General features: G+C 72.0%; 22 protein-coding genes. All 22 read right to left on the bottom strand.

What is annotated here, in order from left to right:
- Positions 1–68: 68 nt before the first annotated feature.
- Positions 69–467 (bottom strand): F0F1 ATP synthase subunit epsilon, encoded by a 399-nt coding sequence (locus JOE61_RS18365; RefSeq protein WP_193667495.1) that lies wholly within the window; start codon positions 465–467, stop codon positions 69–71.
- A complete protein-coding gene (gene atpD, locus JOE61_RS18360) occupies positions 467–1,921 on the bottom strand; it encodes a F0F1 ATP synthase subunit beta (RefSeq protein ID WP_193667496.1) in 1,455 nt (484 codons plus the stop codon). Before atpD ends, JOE61_RS18365 begins: the two co-directional genes overlap by 1 nt.
- An 18-nt stretch (positions 1,922–1,939) precedes the next feature.
- On the bottom strand, positions 1,940–2,854 hold the full coding sequence (locus JOE61_RS18355) for a F0F1 ATP synthase subunit gamma (RefSeq protein WP_193667497.1): 915 nt from the start codon (positions 2,852–2,854) through the stop codon (positions 1,940–1,942).
- A gap of 2 nt (positions 2,855–2,856) precedes the next feature.
- Positions 2,857–4,494: a F0F1 ATP synthase subunit alpha gene (atpA, locus tag JOE61_RS18350; protein ID WP_193667498.1), complete on the bottom strand. Its 1,638-nt coding sequence runs from the start codon at positions 4,492–4,494 to the stop codon at positions 2,857–2,859.
- Positions 4,495–4,544: 50 nt separating this feature from the next.
- The gene (locus JOE61_RS18345; RefSeq protein WP_193667499.1) at positions 4,545–5,363 is read right to left on the bottom strand and encodes a F0F1 ATP synthase subunit delta; all 819 of its coding nucleotides are present in this window, start codon (positions 5,361–5,363) and stop codon (positions 4,545–4,547) included.
- Between the two features lies 1 nt (position 5,364).
- Positions 5,365–5,904, bottom strand: coding sequence for a F0F1 ATP synthase subunit B (locus tag JOE61_RS18340; RefSeq protein ID WP_179617064.1), 540 nt, complete (start codon positions 5,902–5,904; stop codon positions 5,365–5,367).
- Positions 5,905–5,939: 35 nt separating this feature from the next.
- Positions 5,940–6,146: an ATP synthase subunit C-like protein gene (locus JOE61_RS18335; RefSeq protein WP_219633601.1), complete on the bottom strand. Its 207-nt coding sequence runs from the start codon at positions 6,144–6,146 to the stop codon at positions 5,940–5,942.
- A gap of 119 nt (positions 6,147–6,265) precedes the next feature.
- Positions 6,266–7,057, bottom strand: a complete 792-nt coding sequence (atpB, locus tag JOE61_RS18330) for a F0F1 ATP synthase subunit A (protein ID WP_193667500.1) — start codon at positions 7,055–7,057, stop codon at positions 6,266–6,268.
- A 79-nt stretch (positions 7,058–7,136) separates the two neighbouring features.
- Positions 7,137–7,379 (bottom strand): AtpZ/AtpI family protein, encoded by a 243-nt coding sequence (locus JOE61_RS18325; protein ID WP_227491275.1) that lies wholly within the window; start codon positions 7,377–7,379, stop codon positions 7,137–7,139.
- 27 nt (positions 7,380–7,406) lie between these two features.
- Positions 7,407–7,883, bottom strand: coding sequence for a hypothetical protein (locus tag JOE61_RS18320; protein WP_193667501.1), 477 nt, complete (start codon positions 7,881–7,883; stop codon positions 7,407–7,409).
- A 121-nt stretch (positions 7,884–8,004) separates the two neighbouring features.
- Positions 8,005–9,150 (bottom strand): glycosyltransferase family 4 protein, encoded by a 1,146-nt coding sequence (locus JOE61_RS18315; RefSeq protein WP_193667502.1) that lies wholly within the window; start codon positions 9,148–9,150, stop codon positions 8,005–8,007.
- A gap of 11 nt (positions 9,151–9,161) precedes the next feature.
- A complete protein-coding gene (locus tag JOE61_RS18310; RefSeq protein WP_193667503.1) occupies positions 9,162–9,839 on the bottom strand; it encodes an L-threonylcarbamoyladenylate synthase in 678 nt (225 codons plus the stop codon).
- Entirely contained in the window at positions 9,836–10,678 is an 843-nt protein-coding gene (gene prmC / locus JOE61_RS18305; RefSeq protein ID WP_193667504.1) for a peptide chain release factor N(5)-glutamine methyltransferase, read from the bottom strand. Before prmC ends, JOE61_RS18310 begins: the two co-directional genes overlap by 4 nt.
- Complete coding sequence (gene prfA, locus JOE61_RS18300) at positions 10,679–11,752, bottom strand: peptide chain release factor 1 (protein ID WP_193667505.1); 1,074 nt, start codon at positions 11,750–11,752, stop codon at positions 10,679–10,681.
- 129 nt (positions 11,753–11,881) lie between these two features.
- Positions 11,882–12,091: a 50S ribosomal protein L31 gene (gene rpmE, locus JOE61_RS18295; protein ID WP_179617069.1), complete on the bottom strand. Its 210-nt coding sequence runs from the start codon at positions 12,089–12,091 to the stop codon at positions 11,882–11,884.
- A 137-nt stretch (positions 12,092–12,228) separates the two neighbouring features.
- Complete coding sequence (locus JOE61_RS22615; RefSeq protein ID WP_193667506.1) at positions 12,229–13,755, bottom strand: ATP-binding protein; 1,527 nt, start codon at positions 13,753–13,755, stop codon at positions 12,229–12,231.
- Between the two features lie 16 nt (positions 13,756–13,771).
- Positions 13,772–14,143, bottom strand: a complete 372-nt coding sequence (locus JOE61_RS18285; protein WP_193667507.1) for a response regulator transcription factor — start codon at positions 14,141–14,143, stop codon at positions 13,772–13,774.
- Between the two features lie 162 nt (positions 14,144–14,305).
- Positions 14,306–16,240 carry a transcription termination factor Rho gene (gene rho, locus JOE61_RS18280; RefSeq protein ID WP_307823090.1) on the bottom strand — a complete coding sequence of 645 codons (1,935 nt, stop codon included), beginning with the start codon at positions 16,238–16,240 and terminating at the stop codon, positions 14,306–14,308.
- 166 nt (positions 16,241–16,406) lie between these two features.
- Positions 16,407–17,318, bottom strand: a complete 912-nt coding sequence (thrB, locus tag JOE61_RS18275) for a homoserine kinase (protein ID WP_193667508.1) — start codon at positions 17,316–17,318, stop codon at positions 16,407–16,409.
- 4 nt (positions 17,319–17,322) lie between these two features.
- Positions 17,323–18,450, bottom strand: a complete 1,128-nt coding sequence (gene thrC / locus JOE61_RS18270; RefSeq protein ID WP_193667509.1) for a threonine synthase — start codon at positions 18,448–18,450, stop codon at positions 17,323–17,325.
- Positions 18,447–19,760 (bottom strand): homoserine dehydrogenase, encoded by a 1,314-nt coding sequence (locus JOE61_RS18265; protein ID WP_193667510.1) that lies wholly within the window; start codon positions 19,758–19,760, stop codon positions 18,447–18,449. Before JOE61_RS18265 ends, thrC begins: the two co-directional genes overlap by 4 nt.
- Positions 19,757–21,175, bottom strand: a complete 1,419-nt coding sequence (gene lysA, locus JOE61_RS18260; protein WP_193667511.1) for a diaminopimelate decarboxylase — start codon at positions 21,173–21,175, stop codon at positions 19,757–19,759. Before lysA ends, JOE61_RS18265 begins: the two co-directional genes overlap by 4 nt.

Raw genomic sequence — 21,175 nt, 5'->3', positions numbered from 1 at the left:
CCTGCCTGAGTCCCGACCGCGCTGAGGGCATCACCCTAGCGGCACGGTCGGGACTCCAGCAGGTGGGGTCAGCCCGCCTTCTCGGCCGCCCGGATCCGGGCCTGGGCGCGCCGCAGGTGCAGCTCGCGCTCGTCGCCGGTGGGCAGGCCCTCGGCCGCCTCCAGCGCCGCCTTGGCCTCGTCGATCTTGATCTCCTCGGCGAGCAGGGCGTGCTCGGTCAGGATCGAGACACGGTCGCCGGCGACGGAGAGGAACCCGCCGTCGACCGCCGCGTGCACGACACCCTCGACCGAGCTGATCTCCACCGCGGCCTCGGTGAGCAGCGACAGCAGCGGGGCGTGCCCGGGCAGCACACCCAGGTCACCCTCCGTCGTGCGCGCGATCACCATCGACGCCTCGCCGGACCACACGGTCCGGTCGGCGGCGACCAGCTCGACCTGCAGGCCGGTGCCGACCTCGTCCGCCATCAGAGGTTCTTCTGGATCTCGGCCCACTTCTTCTCGACGTCGTCCAGACCGCCGCACATGAAGAAGGCCTGCTCGGCCACGTGGTCGTACTCGCCCTCGGCGATCTTGTTGAACGCCTCGATCGTGTCGGCGACCGGGACGGTCGAGCCCTCGATGCCGGTGAACTGCTTGGCCACGTAGGTGTTCTGCGAGAGGAACCGCTGGATGCGGCGCGCGCGGGACACGATGACCTTGTCCTCCTCCGACAGCTCGTCGACACCGAGGATGGCGATGATGTCCTGGAGCTCCTTGTTGCGCTGCAGGATCTGCTTGACGCGGATCGCGCAGTCGTAGTGCTCCTTGCCGATGTACTGCGGGTCGAGGATCCGCGACGTCGAGGTCAGCGGGTCCACGGCCGGGTAGATGCCCAGCGAGGCGATCTCGCGCGACAGCTCGGTGGTCGCGTCGAGGTGGGCGAACGTGGTGGCCGGCGCCGGGTCGGTGTAGTCGTCCGCGGGGACGTAGATCGCCTGCATCGAGGTGATCGAGTTGCCTCGCGTCGAGGTGATCCGCTCCTGGAGCACACCCATCTCGTCGGCCAGGTTGGGCTGGTAGCCCACGGCCGAGGGCATCCGACCCAGCAGGGTCGAGACCTCCGAGCCGGCCTGGGTGAACCGGAAGATGTTGTCGATGAAGAGCAGCACGTCCTGGTTCTGCACGTCGCGGAAGTACTCCGCCATCGTCAGCGCCGAGAGCGCCACCCGCAGGCGGGTGCCCGGCGGCTCGTCCATCTGGCCGAAGACGAGGGCGGTCTGCCCGAGGACGCCGGCCTCCTCCATCTCGACGATGAGGTCGTTGCCCTCACGGGTGCGCTCACCGACACCGGCGAACACCGACACACCACCGTGGTTCTTGGCCACCCGGGCGATCATCTCCTGGATGAGCACCGTCTTGCCCACACCGGCGCCGCCGAACAGGCCGATCTTGCCGCCCTGCACGTAGGGCGTCAGCAGGTCGATGACCTTGATGCCGGTCTCGAACATCTGGGTCTTCGACTCGAGCTGGTCGAAGGCGGGCGCCTTGCGGTGGATGCCCCAGCGCTCGTGCTCGGCGAGCTGCTCGCCCTCCTCGAGGTTCAGCACGTCACCGGTGGCGTTGAAGACGCGACCCAGGGTCACGTCGCCGACCGGCACCATGATCGGCTCACCGGTGTCGATGACCTGGCCGCCGCGCACGAGGCCGTCGGTCGGCTTCAGCGAGATGGCACGGACCATGCCGTCACCGATGTGCTGGGCCACCTCGAGGGGCAGCACCGTGGTCTCACCGTTGAGGACGACCTCGGCGGTGAGCTTGTTGTAGATGTCGGGCATGTTGTCGACGGGGTACTCCACGTCGACGACCGGGCCGATCACGCGGGCGATGCGCCCCACGCTGGCGCCGCCGGCCTGGGTGGTCTCTTCAAGCGTTGCAGTCATGTCTCTCACTCACTCCACTTATTCGGCACCGGCGTTGGCATCGGCGAGCGCGTTGACGCCACCGACGATCTCGCTGATTTCCTGGGTAATGCCGGCCTGGCGGGCCTGGTTGGCGATCCGCTTGTACTTCTTGATGAGCTCTTCGGCGTTGTCGGTGGCCGACTTCATCGCCTTCTGGCGAGCGGCGAGCTCGGAGGCGGCCGCCTGCAGCAGGCAGAAGAAGATCCGCGACTGGACGTACTGCGGCAGCAGCCCGTCGAGCACCGCCTCGGGCGAGGGCTCGAACTCGTAGAGCGGCAGCAGCTCGGACTCCTCGGGGGCCTCCTCGCCCTCGACGACCTCGAGCGGCAGCAGCCGCACCGCGGTCGGCTCCTGGGTCAGCATCGACACGAAGCGCGTGTAGACCACGTGCACCTCGTCGACGTCGCCCTCCTCGCCCTGCTCGCGCAGGAACCGCTCGATCAGGGTCTCCCCGATCTCCGCGGCGACGTCGTAGGACGGCTGGTCGGAGAACCCGGTCCAGGTCTGCTCGACCGGACGCTGGCGGAACTTGTAGTACGCCTCGCCCTTGCGGCCCGCGATGAAGGTGTCGATCTCCTTGCCCTCCTCGCGCAGGCGCTCGGCGAGCCTCTCGGCCTCCTTGAGCACGCTCGAGGAGTAGGCCCCGGCCAGGCCACGGTCGCTCGTGACGATCAGGACGGCGGCCCGCTTGGGGTTCTCCTCCTCCTTGGTCAGCGGGTGGTCGACGTCCGAGAACGTCGCCACCGCCGACACCGCACGGGTCAGCTCGCGGGCGTACGGCGCTGCCGCCTGTGCCCGCTGCTGCGCCTTGACGATCCGGGACGCAGCAATGAGCTCCATGGCGCGCGTGATCTTCTTCATCGACTCGGTCGACTTGATCCGCGCGCGGTACTCACGCAGCGATACGGCCATGGTCAGCCCCGCTTCTGCTTGACGATCTGCTCCTGGCCGAGCTCGTCGTCCTCCATCGCCTCGGCGTCGGCCTCGTGGCCGATCTTGATCGAGCCGCCGTCGGAGGTCTCGAACTGGTCGAGGAAGGAGTCGTACGCGCTCTCCAGGCCGTCCTCGTCCTCGAACTTCTGCGTCTCGCGGATCGAGGACAAGATGCCCTCGTGCGAGCGGCGCACGTAGTCGATGAACTCCTGCTCGAAGCGGATCACGTCGCCGACGGGCACGCGGTCGAGGCGACCGGTGGTGCCCAGCCACATCGAGACCACCATGTCCTCGAGCGGGTACGGCGAGTAGGCCGACTGCTTGAGCAGCGCCATCAGGCGCTGGCCGCGGTCGAGCTGCTGGCGCGAGGCGGCGTCGAGGTCGGAGGCGAACATCGCGAAGGCCTCCATGGCGCGGAACTGCGCCAGGTCGACCTTGAGCGAGCCGGTGACCTTCTTCATCGCCTTGGTCATGGCGGCACCACCCACGCGCGAGACCGAGACGCCCACGTCGATGGCCGGGCGCTGGTTGGCGGCGAAGAGGTCGGACTGCAGGAAGATCTGGCCGTCGGTGATCGAGATGACGTTGGTCGGGATGAACGCCGAGACGTCGTTGGCCTTGGTCTCGATGATCGGCAGGCCGGTCATCGAGCCCGCGCCCAGCTCGTCGGAGAGCTTCGCGCAGCGCTCGAGCAGGCGGCTGTGCAGGTAGAAGACGTCACCCGGGTAGGCCTCGCGGCCCGGCGGGCGACGCAGCAGCAGCGACACGGCGCGGTAGGCCTCGGCCTGCTTGGTCAGGTCGTCGAACACGATCAGGACGTGCTTGCCGTCGTACATCCACTGCTGGCCGATGGCCGAGCCGGTGTACGGCGCGAGGTACTTGAAGCCCGCCGAGTCCGAGGCCGGCGAGGCCACGATGGTGGTGTACTCCAGCGCGCCGGCCTCCTCGAGGGCGCCACGCACGGAGGCGATGGTCGAGCCCTTCTGGCCGATCGCGACGTAGATGCAGCGCACCTGCTTCGTCGGGTCGCCGGAGTCCCAGTTCTGCTTCTGGTTGATGATCGTGTCGATCGCGATCGTGGTCTTGCCGGTCGCGCGGTCACCGATGATCAGCTGGCGCTGGCCGCGCCCGATCGGGGTGAGCGAGTCGATCGCCTTGATGCCGGTGGCCATCGGCTCGTGCACCGACTTGCGGTCCATCACCGTCGGGGCCTGCAGCTCCAGGGCACGACGACCCACGGCGGAGATCTCGCCGAGACCGTCGATGGGGTTGCCGAGCGGGTCGACCACACGGCCCATGAAGTCGTCGCCGACCGGGACCGAGAGGATCTCGCCGGTGCGGCGCACGGTCTGACCCTCCTCGATCTTGTCGAAGTCACCGAGGATGACGACGCCGATCTCGCGGGTGTCGAGGTTCAGGGCCAGGCCCCGGGTGCCGTCCTCGAACTCCAGCAGCTCGTTCGCCATGGCCGAGGGCAGACCGCTGACGCGGGCGATGCCGTCGCCGGCGGAGGCGACGTAGCCGACCTCTTCGCGGCTGGACGCGTCGGGCTGGTAGTCGGCGACGTACTTGGCAAGCGCGTCACGGATCTCGTCCGGACGGATGGAGAGCTCCGTCATCTTGGTGCCTTCTCTCTTGTGTCTCTACGAAGTCGGGTTGGTGCGGGCGGTCAGCCGACGAGGCGGCGGCGGGCGTCGTCGAGACGGCTCGAGATCGTCCCGTCGATGACGTCGTCGCCGATCTCGACCCGGATGCCACCGAGGACGGCGGGGTCGACGACCACGTTGAGGTGGACGGGCCGGCCGTACTGACGCTCGAGGGCGCCGGCGAGGCGGGCGCGCTCGTCGTCGGGCAGGTCGCGTGCGACCCGCACCGTGGCGACGCCCTGGTGCTGGGCCTCGGCGGCCACCTTCTGGTACTCGGCCAGCGCCACACCGACGGTGCGGTAGGTGCCGGCGAGCGCCTGGGTGACCAGGCTGAGCGTGGCGGGAAGGACCTTGCCGGCGAGGAGGTCCTCGACGAGCCGGGCCTTGTCCTGGTGGGAGCGGGCGGGGTCGGAGAGTGCGTCGCGCAGGGCCGGCGTCGACCTGACCGCCTGCCCGAAGGCGAACATCTCGTCGGCGAGGCGCGAGGCGTCGCCACCCGCCGAGCGCACCAGCGTCACGACGCTGAGGTGCTCGAGGGCGTCGGCGAGGTCACGGGTCCTGGTCCAGCGACGGCTCACCGCCGCGCGCAGCACGACCAGGGCCTGCTCGCTCACCTTGCCGCCGAGGACCTGGTCCACGAGTCCCTGACGGGCCTCGGGGGCCACCGAGGCGTCGGTGACGAAACGCCGCAGCGCCCCCTCGCCGCGCAGGGTCGTGGCGACCGAGAAGAGGTCGCGACTGACCTGCGTGGCGACCTCCGGCGAGCCGGAGACCGAGGTCTCCAGCTCACCGGTCAGCGTGGCGACGGCGTCGGCCGATGCTCCGCGGAAGTCCGAGGTCATCTCAGTTGACCCCCGGCGTCCCGGTCTCGAGGTCGGCGAGGAAGCGCTCGACGACGCGACCCTGGCGGGCCTCGTCCTCCAGGCTCTCCCCGACGATGCGACCGGCCAGGCCCGTGGCCAGCGAGCCGACCTCGGCGCGCAGCGACGCGACCGCCTGCTGGCGCTCCGCCTCGATCTGCGCCTTGCCGGCCTCGACGATGCGGGTCTGCTCGGCCTGCCCCTGCGCACGCAGGTCGCTGACGATCGCAGCGCCCTGCTCGCGGGCCTCCTCACGGATGCGCGCCGCCTCGTGGCGGGCGTCCGCGAGCTGGGCCTCGAGCTCGGCGAGCTTGGCGTCGGCCTCGGCCTGCTTGGTCTCCGCCGCCGCGAGGCCGCCCTCGATGGCGGCGGTGCGGTCGGCGTAGGCCTTCTCGAAGTTCGGGACGACGAACTTCCAGATCAGGCCGAGCAGGATGAGGAACCAGACTGCGCCGAGAATGATCTCGGACAGGTGCGGGATCAGCGGGTTGAGCTCTTCCGCTGCCCGAACGGACTCAGACATGTATCACCTCGTGAGGTAGGGCGCCGAGGCGTAGGTCACTGGATGGCGAAGGCGAGCGCGATGCCGATGATCGCCAGGGCCTCGGCGAGCGCGAAGCCGAGGATCGCGATCGACTGGAGGCGCGACTGGGCCTCGGGCTGGCGGGCGACACCGTTGATGTAGGCAGCGAAGATCAGGCCGACCGCGATGGCGGGACCGATCGTGGCGACGCCGTAGCCGAGCATGTTGAGAGAGCCGGTCACAGCTTTCCTTTCGTCGTGACGCAGGGCGCGTCGTGGAGTCTCATGACTTTGTTGACCATATGAAGTTGTGGGAATCGGGGGTGCGGACGGGCCGCACGGTGCGCCTGGGCGCGGTCGGCTCAGTGCTCCTCGGCAACCGCACCGGCGACGTACATCGCGGTCAGCAGCGTGAAGACGTAGGCCTGCAGGAACATCACCAGCAGCTCGAGGGCGCTGACGAGGAAGAACATGATGATCGCACCGATGCCGCCCACGATGTTGAGCGCGGAGGGCGAGGCCTCGACCAGCAGGTACTCGCCGCCGAGAGCGAAGAGGATCAGCAGCAGGTGGCCGGCGAACATGTTGGCGAAGAGTCGCAGCGCCAGCGTCACGGGGCGCACCACGATGTTGGACAGGATCTCCAGGGGCACGATCAGCAGCAGCATGACGCCGCTGACACCGGCCGGCACCGAGACGTGCTTGAGGTAGCCCAGCGCGCCGTGGCGCCAGATCCCCACGCCGTTGTAGAGCAGCCACGAGAGTGCCGCCAGGCCGTAGGCGTAGCCCGAGTGCGAGAACGTCGGGAACTGCACGATCGGGATCATGCCGAAGTAGTTGTTCACCAGCACGAAGGTGAACAGCGCGAAGAGGTAGGGCACGAACTTCATGAAGTGCTCGGAGCCGATGGACTCGCGGGCGATGGAGTTGCGCACGCCGCCGTAGACGAACTCGCCGGCGAACTGCATGCGTCCGGGGACGATGGCCGCCTTGCGCGACATCGCGTAGAAGAGCGCGAAGATCAGCACCACGGACAGGCTGACCATGACCATCGGCTTGGTGACCTCGCCGATGATCGGCGGCAGGTCGAAGTCAGCCGGCCCAGGGGGCGTGAAGCCCTCCGCGGCCATGATCACCGCAATGGTGTCAGACATCAACGCCCTGTCTCCTTCGTGTCGCATCCGGTGCAGAAGATCGTGCTCGTGCTCATGGTGCCCGTGCTGGGCCTGGTGGTCACGCCTCGGGGTCCGGGGGCTCCTGCGGTGCGCGTCCGAAGCGGACGATCACCACGTAGAACCCCAGCACCGCGCCGAGCACGAGGCCCGTCGGCAGCAGGAACGCAGTCCCCAGCCAGCGGTCCCCCGCCCAGCCCAGGCCGCCGTAGAGAAGCACACCGGCGCCCAACGAGCCGAACGCGGCCCAGGGGTCCGTCGACGGCTCGCTCGAGCGATCGGGGACGTGGTCTCTCGGCGCCATGGCGATCCGGACGATAGCAGTCGTGGGTCACGTCGCGTCACCCGCGTCCTCGGAGGTACGCGAGCGCTCGCGCAGGTCGTAGACGGGGATGCGCACCCGGACCGCGGCCGTGACCTGCCCGGCCATCCAGGCCAGCACGACGGCCAGCAGGCCGCCGAAGAGCCAGCGGCGCTCGGCGACCCCGGCGAAGGCGGGCTGCTCGGACAGCGTCACCAGCAGGACCACCACGAGCATCAGCTGCAGCGTGTAGGTCAGCAGTGCCACCATCAGCGAGGCGTGCGGCATCAGGCCGCTGACGACGTCGACGGTCACCGACCCGAAGAGCATCACCCCGAGGACGGCCAGCGCCCCGATCAGGGCCGCGCCCGCCGCGTCGGGTCCGGCGACGAGGGCGCCGACGCCCGCGACCAGCAGGCCGGGTGCCAGTGCCGCAGCCGCGACGACCCCGTGCAGAGCCACCGCGCCGGGGCGGCGGTGCTCGTGGGCGGTCGTCGCGGACGTCATCGGCGGCCGTTCTCTGGGGGACAGACGGGGGTCGAGGTGTGGTGCGGAACCAGCCGCGCCACCTCGTGAAAACTATCACAAGGTCGCCGGGGCCCGGCAACTGGAACGATCCAGGGCCGCCTCAGGCGGGGGGTCCGGCGGGCACGGCGTGCCCGGGCCGGTGCAGCACCGGCAGCAGGAAGGTCAGCGCCACCGTCAGCCCGGCTCCCCCGGCCAGCGCAGCCACCACCCACGGCCCGGAGTAGAGGCTGGCCAGCACCGTCCCGAAGGCGACCAGGGCCGCCCACATCCACATGATCAGCACGGCACGACGCTGCGAGTGGCCGATCTCGAGCAGCCGGTGGTGCAGGTGCTGCTTGTCGGGGGCGAACGGCGACCTGCCGGCCCGGGTGCGGCGCACCACGGCCAGCACCAGGTCGAGCAGCGGGACCACCAGGATGGTGATCGGCAGCAGCAGCGGCAGCAGCGTCGGGGCCAGGCTCGCCTGGGAGCCCGCCCCGCCCTGGGACAGGTCGGAGCCGGCGAACTGCCCGGTGAGGGTGACCGCGCTGGCCGAGAGCACCAGCCCGATCAGCATCGACCCGGAGTCGCCCATGAACAGCCGGGCCGGGTTGAAGTTGTGGGGCAGGAAGCCCACGCAGGCCCCCGCCAGCGCCACCGCCAGCAGCGCCGCCGTCGTGGCCCGGGGTGCGTTGTTGAGGCTGGTGAGCTGGTAGCAGAACAGGAAGAACGCCAGCGCACCCACGCCCACGACGCCGGCGGCGAGGCCGTCGAGGCCGTCGACGAAGTTCACCGCGTTGATCGTCGCCACGACCAGGAAGCCGGTCAGCAGCGCGCTCTGGGTGGGGTCGAGCGAGAAGACCTGCCCGTCGGGGCCGGTGAAGAAGTAGAACTGCACGCCGAAGGCCACCAGGAACCCGGCCGCCAGCAGCTGGCCGCCCAGTTTGGTCAGGGCGTCGAGCTCGAAGAGGTCGTCGAGCACCCCCACCGCGCAGATGAGCGCGCCCGCGACGATCACCACACCGGCGTCGCGGAAGACCACGGCCCCGCTCAGCGAGAGGAACGGCAGCTCGCGCGCGACCAGGTAGGCCGCCACCAGCCCGCCCAGCATCGCCAGGCCGCCCAGGTAGGGGATCGGCTCCGCGTGCACGTCGCGGTCGCGGACCCGGGCCACGGCCCCGGTGCGCAGCGCGATCTCGCGCGCGATCACCGTGAGCAGGTAGGTGACCGACGCCGCGACGAGGAAGACCAGGATGTACTCGCGCACCGCTCGCCCGCTCAGTCCTCGGCGGTCAGCGTCGCGCCGAGCGGCTCGAGGACGGCGTTGAGCTGGTCGAGCGAGAGCGCACCGACCCGCAGCACGCGGCCCTGGGCGCCGGTCACGTCGACGATGGTGGAGGGCTGCGCCCCGTCGGCGCCCTGCGGGCTGGGGCCGGCGTCGACGATCACGTCGACGTGCTCGCCGAGCATCTCCTGCGCGGCGTCGGCGTCGGTCGCGGCGGGACGGCCGGTGAGGTTCGCCGAGCTCACCGCCAGCGGGCCGGTGCGCTCCAGGAGCTCACGGGCGACCTCGTGGTCGGGCATCCGCACCGCCACGGTGCCGCGGGTGTCACCGAGGTCCCACTGCAGCGAGGTCTGCTGGTGGCACACGATGGTCAGCGGCCCGGGCCAGAACGCCTCGACCAGCGCCCGTGCGTAGCCGGGCACCCGCACGGCCAGCGCGTCGAGCGTGGTGGCGGCGCTGACCAGCACCGGCGGCGGCATGTCCCGACCGCGGCCCTTGGCCTTGAGCAGCGCGCGCACCGCGGCCGGGTCGAAGGCGTCGGCACCGATGCCGTAGACGGTGTCGGTGGGCAGCACCACGAGGCCGCCGCGCTGGACGGCCAGGCTGGCGGCGTCCAGCGCCTGCTCGCGCTCGTCGGGCGTGGAGGTCCCGTGGCGTTCCATGGAGGTCATCGTGCCAGCCTCGCCGTCACGAAGCGTGCACGCCCTGCCAGGTCGCGGTGGTCGCGCACGTCGCGCCACCGCCCGCTGGCGCTGAGCACGTCGGGTGCGGAGGAGCCCTGCACGTCGGCGTGCTCGGCCCCGAGCACTCCCCCGGGACGCAGCAGCACCGCGGCGCGACGCTCGAGCACGCGCAGCGCGTCGAGCCCGTCGTCGCCGGAGAAGAGCGCGAGGTGCGGATCGTGGTCGCGGGCCTCCGGGGCGACCGACTCCCACGCCTCGAGAGGCACGTACGGCGGGTTGCACACGACCACGTCGACGGTGCCGGCGAGCTCCTCGAGCTCGGTGGCCATGTCGCCCAGCCGCAGGTCGACACCGGTGCCGAGCAGGTTGCGCTCGGCCCAGGCGTGGGCGGCCGGGTCGAGCTCGACGGCGTGCACCCGCGCCGCGGGCACCTCGTGGGCCACCGACCTGGCCACCGCGCCCGAGCCGGTGCACAGGTCGACGACCACCGGCTCGTCGAGCAGGCCGGCCTGCTCGACCGCCCAGCCGGCCAGCAGCTCGGTCTCGGGGCGGGGCACGAACACCCCGGGCCCCACGGCCAGCTCGACGTGGCGGAACCAGGCGCGACCGGTGAGGTGCTGCAGCGGCTCGCGGGCGGCGCGGCGCGCGACCAGGGCGTCGTACGCCGGCAGCGCGTCCGGCCCGACCTCCTCGACGAGCACCAGTCGACCGCGCTCGGTGCCCAGCACGTGGGCGAGCAGCTCGGCGGCGTCGTGCTCGGGGCTGGGGACGCCGGCCGCACGCAGCCGCTCCACAGCGGTCGAGAGGACCACCCGCCGCGCGGTCACTCAGTCCTCCAGCGCAGCGAGACGCGCGGCCATGTCGGCGTCGGTGCACGACGCGATGACCGGACCGAGGTCGCCGTCGAGGACCTGGTCGAGGTTGTAGGACTTGTAGCCGGTGCGGTGGTCGGAGATGCGGTTCTCGGGGTAGTTGTAGGTGCGGATGCGCTCGGAGCGGTCGACGGTGCGCACCTGGCTGCGCCGGGCGTCGCTCGCCTCGGCCGCGGCCGCCTCCTGGGCCACCGCCAGCAGCCGGGCGCGCAGGATCCGCATCGCCTGCTCCCGGTTCTGCAGCTGGCTCTTCTCGTTCTGGCAGCTGGCCACGATGCCGCTCGGCACGTGCGTGATCCGCACCGCGGAGTCGGTGGTGTTGACGCTCTGGCCGCCGGGGCCGCTGGAGCGGAAGACGTCGATGCGCAGGTCGTTCTCGTCGATGCTGACGTCGACCTGCTCGGCCTCGGGCAGCACCAGGACCCCTGCCGCGCTGGTGTGCACGCGCCCCTGCGACTCGGTGACCGGCACCCGCTGCACGCGGTGCACGCCGCCCTCGAACTTCAGCCGGGCGAACGGGGCCTCCCCCGGCTCGGGCGTGCCCTTGGCCTTGACCGCCACCGTGACCGACTTGTAGCCACCCAGGTCGGACTCGGTCGAGTCGAGGACCTCCACCGACCAGCCGTGGCGCTCGGCGTAGCGGGTGTACATCCGCAGCAGGTCACCGGCGAACAGGGCGGACTCCTCGCCGCCCTCACCGGACTTCACCTCCAGCAGCGCGTCCTTGTCGTCGGTCTCGTCGCGCGGCACCAGCAGCCGGCGCAACCGCTCGGCCGCCTCCTCGCGGCGCGCGTCGAGCTCGACCGCCTCGTCGCCGAAGGCGGGGTCCTCGCCGGCGAGCTCGCGCGCCGCGCCGGCGTCCTCGCCGAGGCGCTGCCACTCCCGCCAGGTGCGGATCACCGCCGAGAGCTCGGAGTAGCGGCGGTTGAGCCGCTTGGCCAGCCGGGCGTCAGCGTGCGTCTCGGGCTCGGCGAGACGCTGCTCGAGCTCGGCGTGCTCGGCGAGCATGCTCTCGACGGCCTCGAACATCGGTGGCTCCTGGGGTCGGACGAGCGACGGGCGGGACGGGGCTGGACAACGGGGCGGGACAACGGGGCGGGACAAATGACGAGCGCCGGTCCACCGCCGCGGGGCGGTGGGCCGGCGCTCGAGGTGGAGCTACTTCTTCTTGGCGTAGCGGGCCTCGAAGCGGGCCACGCGGCCGCCGGTGTCGAGGATCTTCTGCTTGCCGGTGTAGAACGGGTGGCACTGCGAGCAGACGTCGGCACGCATGGTGCCGGAGGTCGCGGTGCTGCGGGTGGTGAAGGTGCTGCCGCAGGTGCAGGTCACCTGGGTCTCGGTGTACTCCGGGTGGATGTCCTTCTTCATGCTTCCCTCTTTCGTCGGGGCCGCCGGGTCGCCGCCGTCTTCTCCGCGGGTGCGGTGCGGGGACGTGAACCGGAGCCGGTCGTATTGTGCCAACCAAACTCGGCACCTTCCAATTCCAGCCGGGCCGTGACCGGGGCTCAGCCGTCGGACTGGAGCGGGATCCGCACCACGACGCGGGTGCCCCGGCCCTCCTCGGAGTCGATGCGCACGTCGCCGCCGTGCTTGTCGACGATGGTCTGCACGATCCGCAGCCCCAGGCCGGTGCCGGCGATCTCGTTGGTCACAGCGTTGGAGGCGCGGAAGAACCGGCTGCCGAGGCGCTCAAGCTCGGCGGAGGGGATGCCGATGCCCCGGTCGAGCACCGTGACGACGCCGGAGCGGCGCCCGTCGGTCTCCTCGATGCGCAGCGAGACCGTGACCCGGCCCTGCTCGAGGCTGAACTTCACCGCGTTGCTGAGCAGGTTGAGGAAGGCACGCCCGAGCATCGGCCGGTCGGCCAGCACGACGACGGGGTGCTCCCCGAGGTCCTGCTCGACCACGATGCCGCGGCCCGAGGCGGTGATGGAGACGTCGGTGACGGCGTCGCGCACCAGCGGGACCAGGTCGACCGCCTCCAGCGAGGTGGCCCGGTTCTCGGCCTTCGACAGGGTCAGCAGGTCGTCGATGAGCGTCTTGAGGCGGGCCACGTTGCGCCGGCTGGCCTCGAGGATCCGCTCGTGGCGCGGCGACATCGTGTCCTCGAACTCCTCGGCCACCATCTCGAGGTAGCCGTGGATCGTGGTCAGCGGGGTCCGCAGCTCGTGGGAGACGTTGGAGACGAAGTCGTCGCGCGCGGTGTCGAGCACGCGCAGCTCCTCGGTCACCTTGTGCTCCACCGCGCGCGCCCGCGACTGGGCGTCGGCGAGGTCGTTGAGGGCCAGCGCGACGGAGCGGACCTCGCGCGGGCCCTCGGGCCGGGCCCGGACGGTGGGGTCCTTGGCCATCTGGTGCACGACGCCCTCGAGCGCCACCAGCGGGCGCGAGACCTCCGCCAGCAGCCGCGCCCGGGACCGACCGACCACGAGCCAGCCCAGCAGGGTCAGCAGCGCCACCGACCCGATGGTGGCCCGCAGGCGCCAGGTCGCGGCGGCGCTGGCCTCGCGCACCCGACTGCCGAACAGCGCGGCGGTCTCCTGGTGCGCGGCCCGCACCTGCTCGAAGAGGCGCTGGCCCTGGCGGTAGCGACGCAGCTGGAAGGTCTCGGCACCGCCGGGCGCCTGGACCCGTGGCTGGGCGTAGTCGACCAGCCAGCGCTCGGCAGCGTCGCGCTGCGCCTGCACCAGGGCCATCAGCGGTGCGTCGGCGGCGGCGTACTGCGCGACGACCTGCTGGTGCCCCGGCAGCCTGGCGAGCGCCTGCTGGTAGTCGTCCAGCGCACCGGGCTCGCCGCTGCGCGCCCACGCGCCGACGGCCGACTCGAGGTCGGTCAGGTCCTGCAGCACCGCCTGGTTGCCCACCGAGGCCGGCTGCAACCCCTCGGTGAGGTCGTCGACGGCGCGGGTGGAGAGCACCACGCCCACGATCGCGATCAGGGCGATGACCCCGATCAGGACGGCCAGGCGGTGCAGCGCCGGGGTCAGGGTCCGGGCGACGGTGCGCGGGCTCGAGCCCTCGGTGACGACCACCGTGTCCGCGCCGCGCTCAGACCGACCGGGACAACAGCGCCTCGACCCTCGCCGCGAGCTCACGCGGGCTGAAGGGCTTGGTGATGTAGTCGTCGGCGCCGGAGTCGAAGCCCGACTCGACGTCGGACTCCTGCGCACGCGCGGTCAGCAGGATGACGGGAAGGTCGGCCAGCCCCGGGTCGGCACGGATCGCACGGATGGCCTCGAGCCCGGAGACCCCCGGCATCATCACGTCGAGCACCGCCAGGTCGGGCCGCGAGGCCTGGCACGCCTCGACAGCCGCGGCGCCGTCGGCCACCGCGGTGATCTCGTGGCCCAGGGTGGAGAGCTTGAACTCCACCAGCTCTCGGATGTCGACGTCGTCGTCAGCGACCAGGATGCGTGCCACGTTGCGAGGCTTCCTCTCTCTCCGGCTGACCCTCCGGCCTCCCTAGGAGGGCCGCCAGCATGTGGGCGACAGCGTATCCGTATCGCTGCCGCGACGACGGGCACACCGCCGATTCGGCCGTGCCGGGCCCGCGTCGACGTCGTACGCCGACGCCGGCCGCGGTCACCGGCGCGCTGCCCGGCCGGGCGCGCGCTGGAAGCCGCTGAGCATCTCGTAGTTCGTCTGGGTGCTCGTCAGCCGCTCGCGGAGGTCGCGCATGGCGGCCTCGCTGCCCTGCTGGGCCAGCGCGTCGACCAGCGCCTCGACGACCGGCAGCTCGCCCTCGCCCAGGAGCAGCTCGGTGTGACGGGTGCCGGAGCGGGCGACGTCGACGGCGGGGAAGACCCGCCGCATCGCCAGCTCGCGGCTCAGCCGCAGCTCCATGTTGGCCGTGCCGGTGAGCTCCTCGAAGATCACCTCGTCGACCTTGGAGCCGCTCTCGACCGTGGCGGTGGCCAGCACCGTCAGCGAGCCGCCGTTCTCGATGTTGCGGGCCGCGCCGAAGAACTGCTTGGGCGGGTGCAGGGCCGTCGAGTCGACGCCGCCCGAGAGCACCCGGCCGTTGCCGGTGCCGGCCAGGTGGTAGGCACGACCGAGCCGCGTGATGCCGTCGAGGAGCACGACGACGTCGTGGCCCAGCTCGACGAGACGCTTGGCCCGCTCGATCGCCAGCTCGGCGACGACCGTGTGGTCGGAGGGCTGGCGGTCGAAGGTCGAGGAGATGACCTCGCCCTTGACCGAGCGCTCGTAGTCGGTGACCTCCTCGGGCCGCTCGTCGACCAGCACCACCATGAGGTGGCACTCGGGGTTGTTGGCGCTCAGCGAGGCGGCCACGCCCTGCAGCACGGCGGTCTTGCCGGCGTGGGCGGGCGAGCTGATCAGCCCGCGCTGGCCCTTGCCGATCGGCGCCACCAGGTCGATCGTGCGGCCGATGAGGTCGTCGGGACCCTTCTCGAGGCGCAGCCGCTCGGAGGGGTGCAGGGGCGTCATCTTCTCGAACTCCACCCGGGTGCGGGCGGCGTCGGGGTCGGCGCCGTTGACGCTCTCGATGCGCACCATCGGGTTGAACTTCTCCTTGCGCTCGCCCTCGCGGGGCTGGCGCACCTGGCCGACGACCGCGTCGCCGCGCCGCAGCCCGAACTTGCGCACCATCGAGAGCGAGACGTAGACGTCGTCGGCACCGGGCAGGTAGCCGCTGGTGCGCACGAACGCGTAGTTGTCGAGCACGTCGAGGATGCCCGCGGCGGGGACCAGCACGTCGTCCTCGAGCACCGTGGTGTCGGGCTCGTTGCGCCCGCCGCCACCGCCACCGCCGCTGCCGCTGCCGCCGCGGGTGCGGTCCCGGTCGCGGCCGCGACGACGCCGGCTGCGTCCACGTCCGTCGCCGTCGTCGTCACCCTGGTCCTGCTGGCCCTGCTGGCCCTGCTGGCCCTGCTGGCCCTGCTGGTTCTGCTGGTTCTGGTGCTGGTGCTGGTTCTGGTTCTGCTTGCCGCCCTGCTTGTCCTGCTTGTCCTGCTTGTCCTGGTTGCCCTGGTTGCCGGACTGCTTGTCCTGCTGCGACTGCTTGTCCTGCGCGGACCTGTCCTGCTGCCCGCGACCCTGCTGCTCGCGGCCCTTGTCCTGGCCCTTGTCCTGGCCCTTGCCCTTGTCCTGGCCCTTGTCCTGGCCCTTGCCCTTGTCCTGGCCCTTGTCCTGGGCGGGCTGCTCAGGCTGGGCAGCAGGCTGGGCGGCGGCAGGCTGGTCGGCACGCACCCGCGTGCGCTGGCGCGTGGTCGTGGTGGTCCGGGTCGTGCCGGCCGAGGCGGGCGCCTCCGGGGTCGTCTCCTGGGGCTGGGCCTTCGGCTCGGACTGGGCCTTCGGCTGCGACTGGGTCTTCGGTTGCGACTGGGCGGCCTTGATCGCCTCGACCAGCTGGGCCTTGCGCATCCCTCCGGCACCGGCGATGCCGAGCCCGGTGGCCAGTGACTTGAGGTCGGCGATGAGCATCCCGTTCAGTCCCCCTGCCCGCTTCTTGGGGGTGCTGGCCTCGTCGGGCGCGGGGACGGAGTCTTGCGTCACGTGGGTCCTATCGACGTCTCGCGGAGCCGCCGGGGCTGGCCGGGGGCTGCTGGTCACTGGTCCCGCCACCGCACGGCGGAGAGGGACGCACCCCGCAGATCGCGGGTGCACGCCGGAGGAGCTGGTCGTCGGCGCGCGGTCAGACTAGCACCGGCGCGCGGCGGGCTCAGAGCACCCGCACGCCGCTGGTGTCCAGGGCCAGGTAGGAGGCCCACCAGCCCGCGGGGCACCTCTCGAGCAGCGAGGCGGTCAGGGCGGTCGCCGGGCCGTCGCAGAACGCCAGGACGGTCGGTCCGGCCCCGGACACGACCGCGGCCACGCCGTCGGCGCGCAACCGGTCGACCAGCTCGAGCGACTCGGGCATCGCCGGGCGGCGGTAGTCCTGGTGCAGGTAGTCGCGGGTGGCGCGCAGCAGGTGCTCAGGCTGACCGGCCAGCGCGGCCACCAGCAGCGCGGCCCGACCCGCGTCGGCCGCGGCATCGGCGTGCGGCACCGTGGCCGGCAGCAGCCCGCGGGCCTGCTCGGTGGAGACCGGGGTCGGCGGCACCATCACGACCGCGCCGACGCGCGGGTCGACCGGGCAGGGCACGGCGTAGAAGCCACCGTCGTCGTCCCGACCAGCGACCACGAAGCCGCCCAGCTGGGCCGGAGCCACGTTGTCGGGGTGTCCCTCGAGGCCGGCGCACAGGTCGAGCACCCGGTCGTCGTCGAGCAGCAGCGCACCGCCCGCCACCAGGGCACGCCCGAGCGTGACGCCGGCGACGATCGCGGCGGAGGACGAGCCCAGGCCGCGCGCGTGCGGGATCACGTTGCGGCAGTGCAGCCGCAGGCCCGGGGGGCGCACGCCCATCGCGTCGAAGGCCACCTGCATCGCCCGCACCACCAGGTGGGTGGCGTCGCGCGGCACGCCATCGGCGCCGGCGCCCTCCACCAGCACCTCGACACCGTCGCCGACGACCTCGGCCTCGAGCTCGTCGCGCAGGTCGAGCGCGAGCCCCATCGAGTCGAAGCCGGGACCGAGGTTGGCCGAGGTGGCCGGCACCGTGACGCGCACCGGCCCGGTGACGAAGGAGGTCATCGGGTCAGGCGAGCCCGGCGGCGCGGGCGGCGGCGACGACGTCGTTGTCGATCACGGTGTCGACGATGCCGGGGCGTCCCTGCTCGGCCTGGGCGACCGAGTAGGCCTCCAGCGCCGTCGCGGTGTCCTTGAGGCCGTGCCCGGTCACGGTGACCACGACCGTCGAGCCGGCGTAGGACTCCCCCGCCTCGAGCTCCTGCAGCAGCCCGGCGACGCCGGCGGCCGAGGCCGGCTCGACGAAGACGCCGTCGCGCTGGGCCAGCCTGCGCTGCGCGTCGAGGATCTGCTCGTCGCTGACGGCTGCGAACCGGCCGCCGGACTCCTCGGCCGCCTCGACCGCGAGCGACCACGAGGCGGGGTTGCCGATGCGGATCGCGGTGGCCTTGGTCTCGGGCTCGGGGAACGGCTCGCCGGTCACCAGCGGGCTGGCGCCCTCGGCCTGGAACCCGCGCATCACCGGCCGCCTGGTGGCGCGGCCGAGCTCGGCGAACTGCCGGTAGCCCATCCAGTACGCCGAGATGTTGCCCGCGTTGCCGACCGGCAGCAGGTGGAAGTCGGGGGCGTCGCCGAGGAAGTCGACGATCTCGAACGCCGCGCTCTTCTGGCCCTGCAGCCGCACCGGGTTGACCGAGTTCACCAGGGCCACCGGGTACTGCTCGGCCAGCTCCTTGGCGATCTGCAGGCAGTCGTCGAAGTTGCCGCGCACCATGATCACCTGGGCGCCGTGCACGATCGCCTGGGCCATCTTGCCGGCGGCGATCTTGCCCTCGGGCACCAGCACCAGCGGGGTCAGGCCGGCCTTGGCGGCGTACGCCGCCATCGAGGCCGAGGTGTTGCCCGTCGAGGCGCAGACCACGGCGCGCGCGCCCTCGTGCTTGGCCACCGAGATCGCCGCGGTCATGCCGCGGTCCTTGAAGGAGCCGGTGGGGTTGTCGCCCTCGACCTTGAGGTGCACCTCGGCGCCGGTCAGCCCGGAGAGCCACTCGGAGTGCACCAGCGGGGTGCCGCCCTCGCGCAGCGTCACCGCCGGCGCGTCCTGCGGGATCTCGAGCAGGTGGCGGTACTCCTCGATGACCCCGCGCCACTGGTGGGTGGCGCGACCGGCCTCGCGGTCGAGCTGGTGGGTGCTCACTCTGCTCCTCCTTCGACGCGCATCACCGAGCTGACCTCGCGCACGATGTCCATCTGCTGCAGGTGCTCGACGGTGGCGCGCAGCTGGGCGTCGGTGGCCTCGTGGGAGACCACGACCAGCTGGGCGTCGTCGTCGCGGCCCTCCTGGTGCACGGTGCGGATCGAGACGCCGTGCTCGGCGAAGGCGGTCGCGACCGTGGCCAGCACACCGGCGCGGTCGTCGACGTCGATGGCCACGTGGTAGCGGGTGCGGGCCTCGCCCATCGGCAGCACGGCCCGGTCGGCGTACGCCGACTCGCCGGCGCCGGTGACGCCCTCGCGCCGGTTGCGGGCCACGGTGACCAGGTCACCGAGCACGGCCGAGGCCGTCGGCGCGCCGCCGGCCCCGGGACCGTAGAACATCAGCTGGCCGGCGGCCTCGGACTCCACGAAGACGGCGTTGTAGGCCTCGCGGACCGAGGCCAGCGGGTGGCTGCGCGGGATCATCGCCGGGTGCACGCGCACCGAGACGGCCTCGTCGCCGCCCGGCTGCTCGCGCAGCTCGCAGATCGCCAGCAGCTTGACCACGCAGCCCATCTCGGTCGCCGAGGCGACGTCGGCGGCGCTGACCTCGGTGATGCCCTCGCGGTGGACGTCGGAGGCGGTGACGCGGGTGTGGAAGGCCAGCGAGGCCAGGATCGCGGCCTTGGCCGCGGCGTCGAAGCCCTCGACGTCGGCGGTCGGGTCGGCCTCGGCGTAGCCCAGCTCCTGGGCCTCCTCGAGCGCGTCGGCGAAGCCGGCGCCGGAGGAGTCCATCTTGTCGAGGATGAAGTTGGTGGTGCCGTTGACGATGCCCAGCACCCGCGTCACCTTGTCGCCGGCCAGCGACTCGCGCAGCGGGCGCAGGATCGGGATCGCGCCGGCGACGGCGGCCTCGTAGTAGAGGTCGCGACCGGCCTTGGCCGCCGCCTCGAAGAGGGTCGGTCCGTCCTCGGCGAGCAGGGCCTTGTTGGCCGTGACCACGGACGCACCGTGCTCGAGCGCCGACAGGATCAGGCTGCGCGCGGGCTCGATGCCGCCGATGACCTCGACCACGAGGTCGACGTCGTCGCGGGCCACCAGGCCCTCGGCGTCGGTGGTCAGCAGCCCCTCGGGCATCTCCACCTCGCGGGCCGCGTCGAGGCGGCGCACGGCCACCCCGGCCAGCTCGACCGGCACACCCACGCGGGCGCCCAGGTCGGCGGCCTGCTCCACGAGCAGGCGCACCACCTGGGAGCCCACCGAGCCACAGCCCAGCACGGCCACCTTGAGCGGCTTGCCACTCTCCGTCACGACTCGATCACCTCGGGGTCATCCACGTCCGTTGCCAACAGGTCCTGCTCAGTCTCACGTCGTACGACCACACGCGCGACCCCGTCCCGCACCGCGATCACCGGGGGGCGCAGCGTGTGGTTGTAGTTCGAGGCCATCGAGCGGCAGTAGGCGCCGGTGCCCGGCACCGCCACCAGGTCGCCCGGCGCGACGTCGCCGGGCAGGAACTCGTCCTTGACCACGACGTCGCCGGCCTCGCAGTGCTTGCCGACCACCCGGGCCAGCAGCGGGGCCGCCGCGGAGGCGCGCCCGGCCAGCGTGCAGGAGTAGTCGGCGTCGTAGAGGGCGGTGCGGATGTTGTCGCTCATGCCCCCGTCGACCGAGACGTAGGTGCGCACCGCGCCCCCGTCGAGGCGCACCGGCTTGACGGTGCCGACCTCGTAGACGGTGCAGACCGAGGGTCCGACGATCGCGCGGCCCGGCTCGATGGACAGGGCCGGCACGTCGATGCCCAGCGCGCGGCACTCGTGCTCGACGATCGCCGACATCTCCGCGGCCAGCTGCGCCGGCTCGGCGGGGTCGTCCTGGGTGGTGTAGGCGATGCCGAATCCGCCGCCGAGGTCCATCTCGGGCATCGTGACGCCGAGCTCGTCGGCTACCCGTGCGTGCAGCGCGAGCACGCGGCGCGCCGCCACCTCGAAGCCCGAGGAGTCGAAGATCTGGCTGCCGATGTGGGAGTGCAGGCCCAGCAGCTCGAGACCCGGGGCCTCCTGCACGCGGCGTACGGCCTCGAGGGCGTCGCCGGAGGTGATGGAGAAGCCGAACTTCTGGTCCTCGTGGGCGGTGGCGATGTATTCGTGGGTGTGCGCCTCGACGCCCGCCGTCACCCGCACCATCACCCGCACCGTGGTGCCCAGGCGCTCGGCGACCTCCGCGAGCCGCTCGATCTCGGCGGTGGAGTCGGCGATGACCCGGCCCACGCCGAGCCGCACCGCCCGCTCGATCTCGGCGGGCGACTTGTTGTTGCCGTGGAACCCGACGCGGTCCATCGGGAAGCCGGCCCGCTCGGCGACCGCCAGCTCACCGCCGGTGCACACGTCGAGGCACAGCCCCTCGTCGGCGACCCAGCGCGCGACGGCGGTGCACAGGAACGCCTTGCCGGCGTAGAAGACGTCGTAGTCGGCGAAGGCGTCGCGGAACGCGGCCGCCCGCGAGCGGAAGTCGGTCTCGTCGAGCACGTACGCCGGCGAGCCGTGCTCGGCGACCAGGTCGGGCAGCGCGACGCCGCCGACGCTGAGCACGCCGTCGTCCTTGCGCGCCGTGCGCGACCACAGGTGCTGGACCAGCTCGTTGGGGTCGGCGGGCTGGCGCAGCCAGGAGGGACCCTTCAGGGCCCCGTCGGCGTGCGCCCAGCCGGCCTCGTGGGAGACGGGCAC

Origin of the sequence: Nocardioides salarius, assembly GCF_016907435.1 — a bacterium.
Classification (GTDB): Bacteria; Actinomycetota; Actinomycetes; order Propionibacteriales; family Nocardioidaceae; genus Nocardioides; species Nocardioides salarius.
Note: the sequence above shows the minus strand (reverse complement) of the source record. Positions and strands in the feature narration are given on the sequence as shown.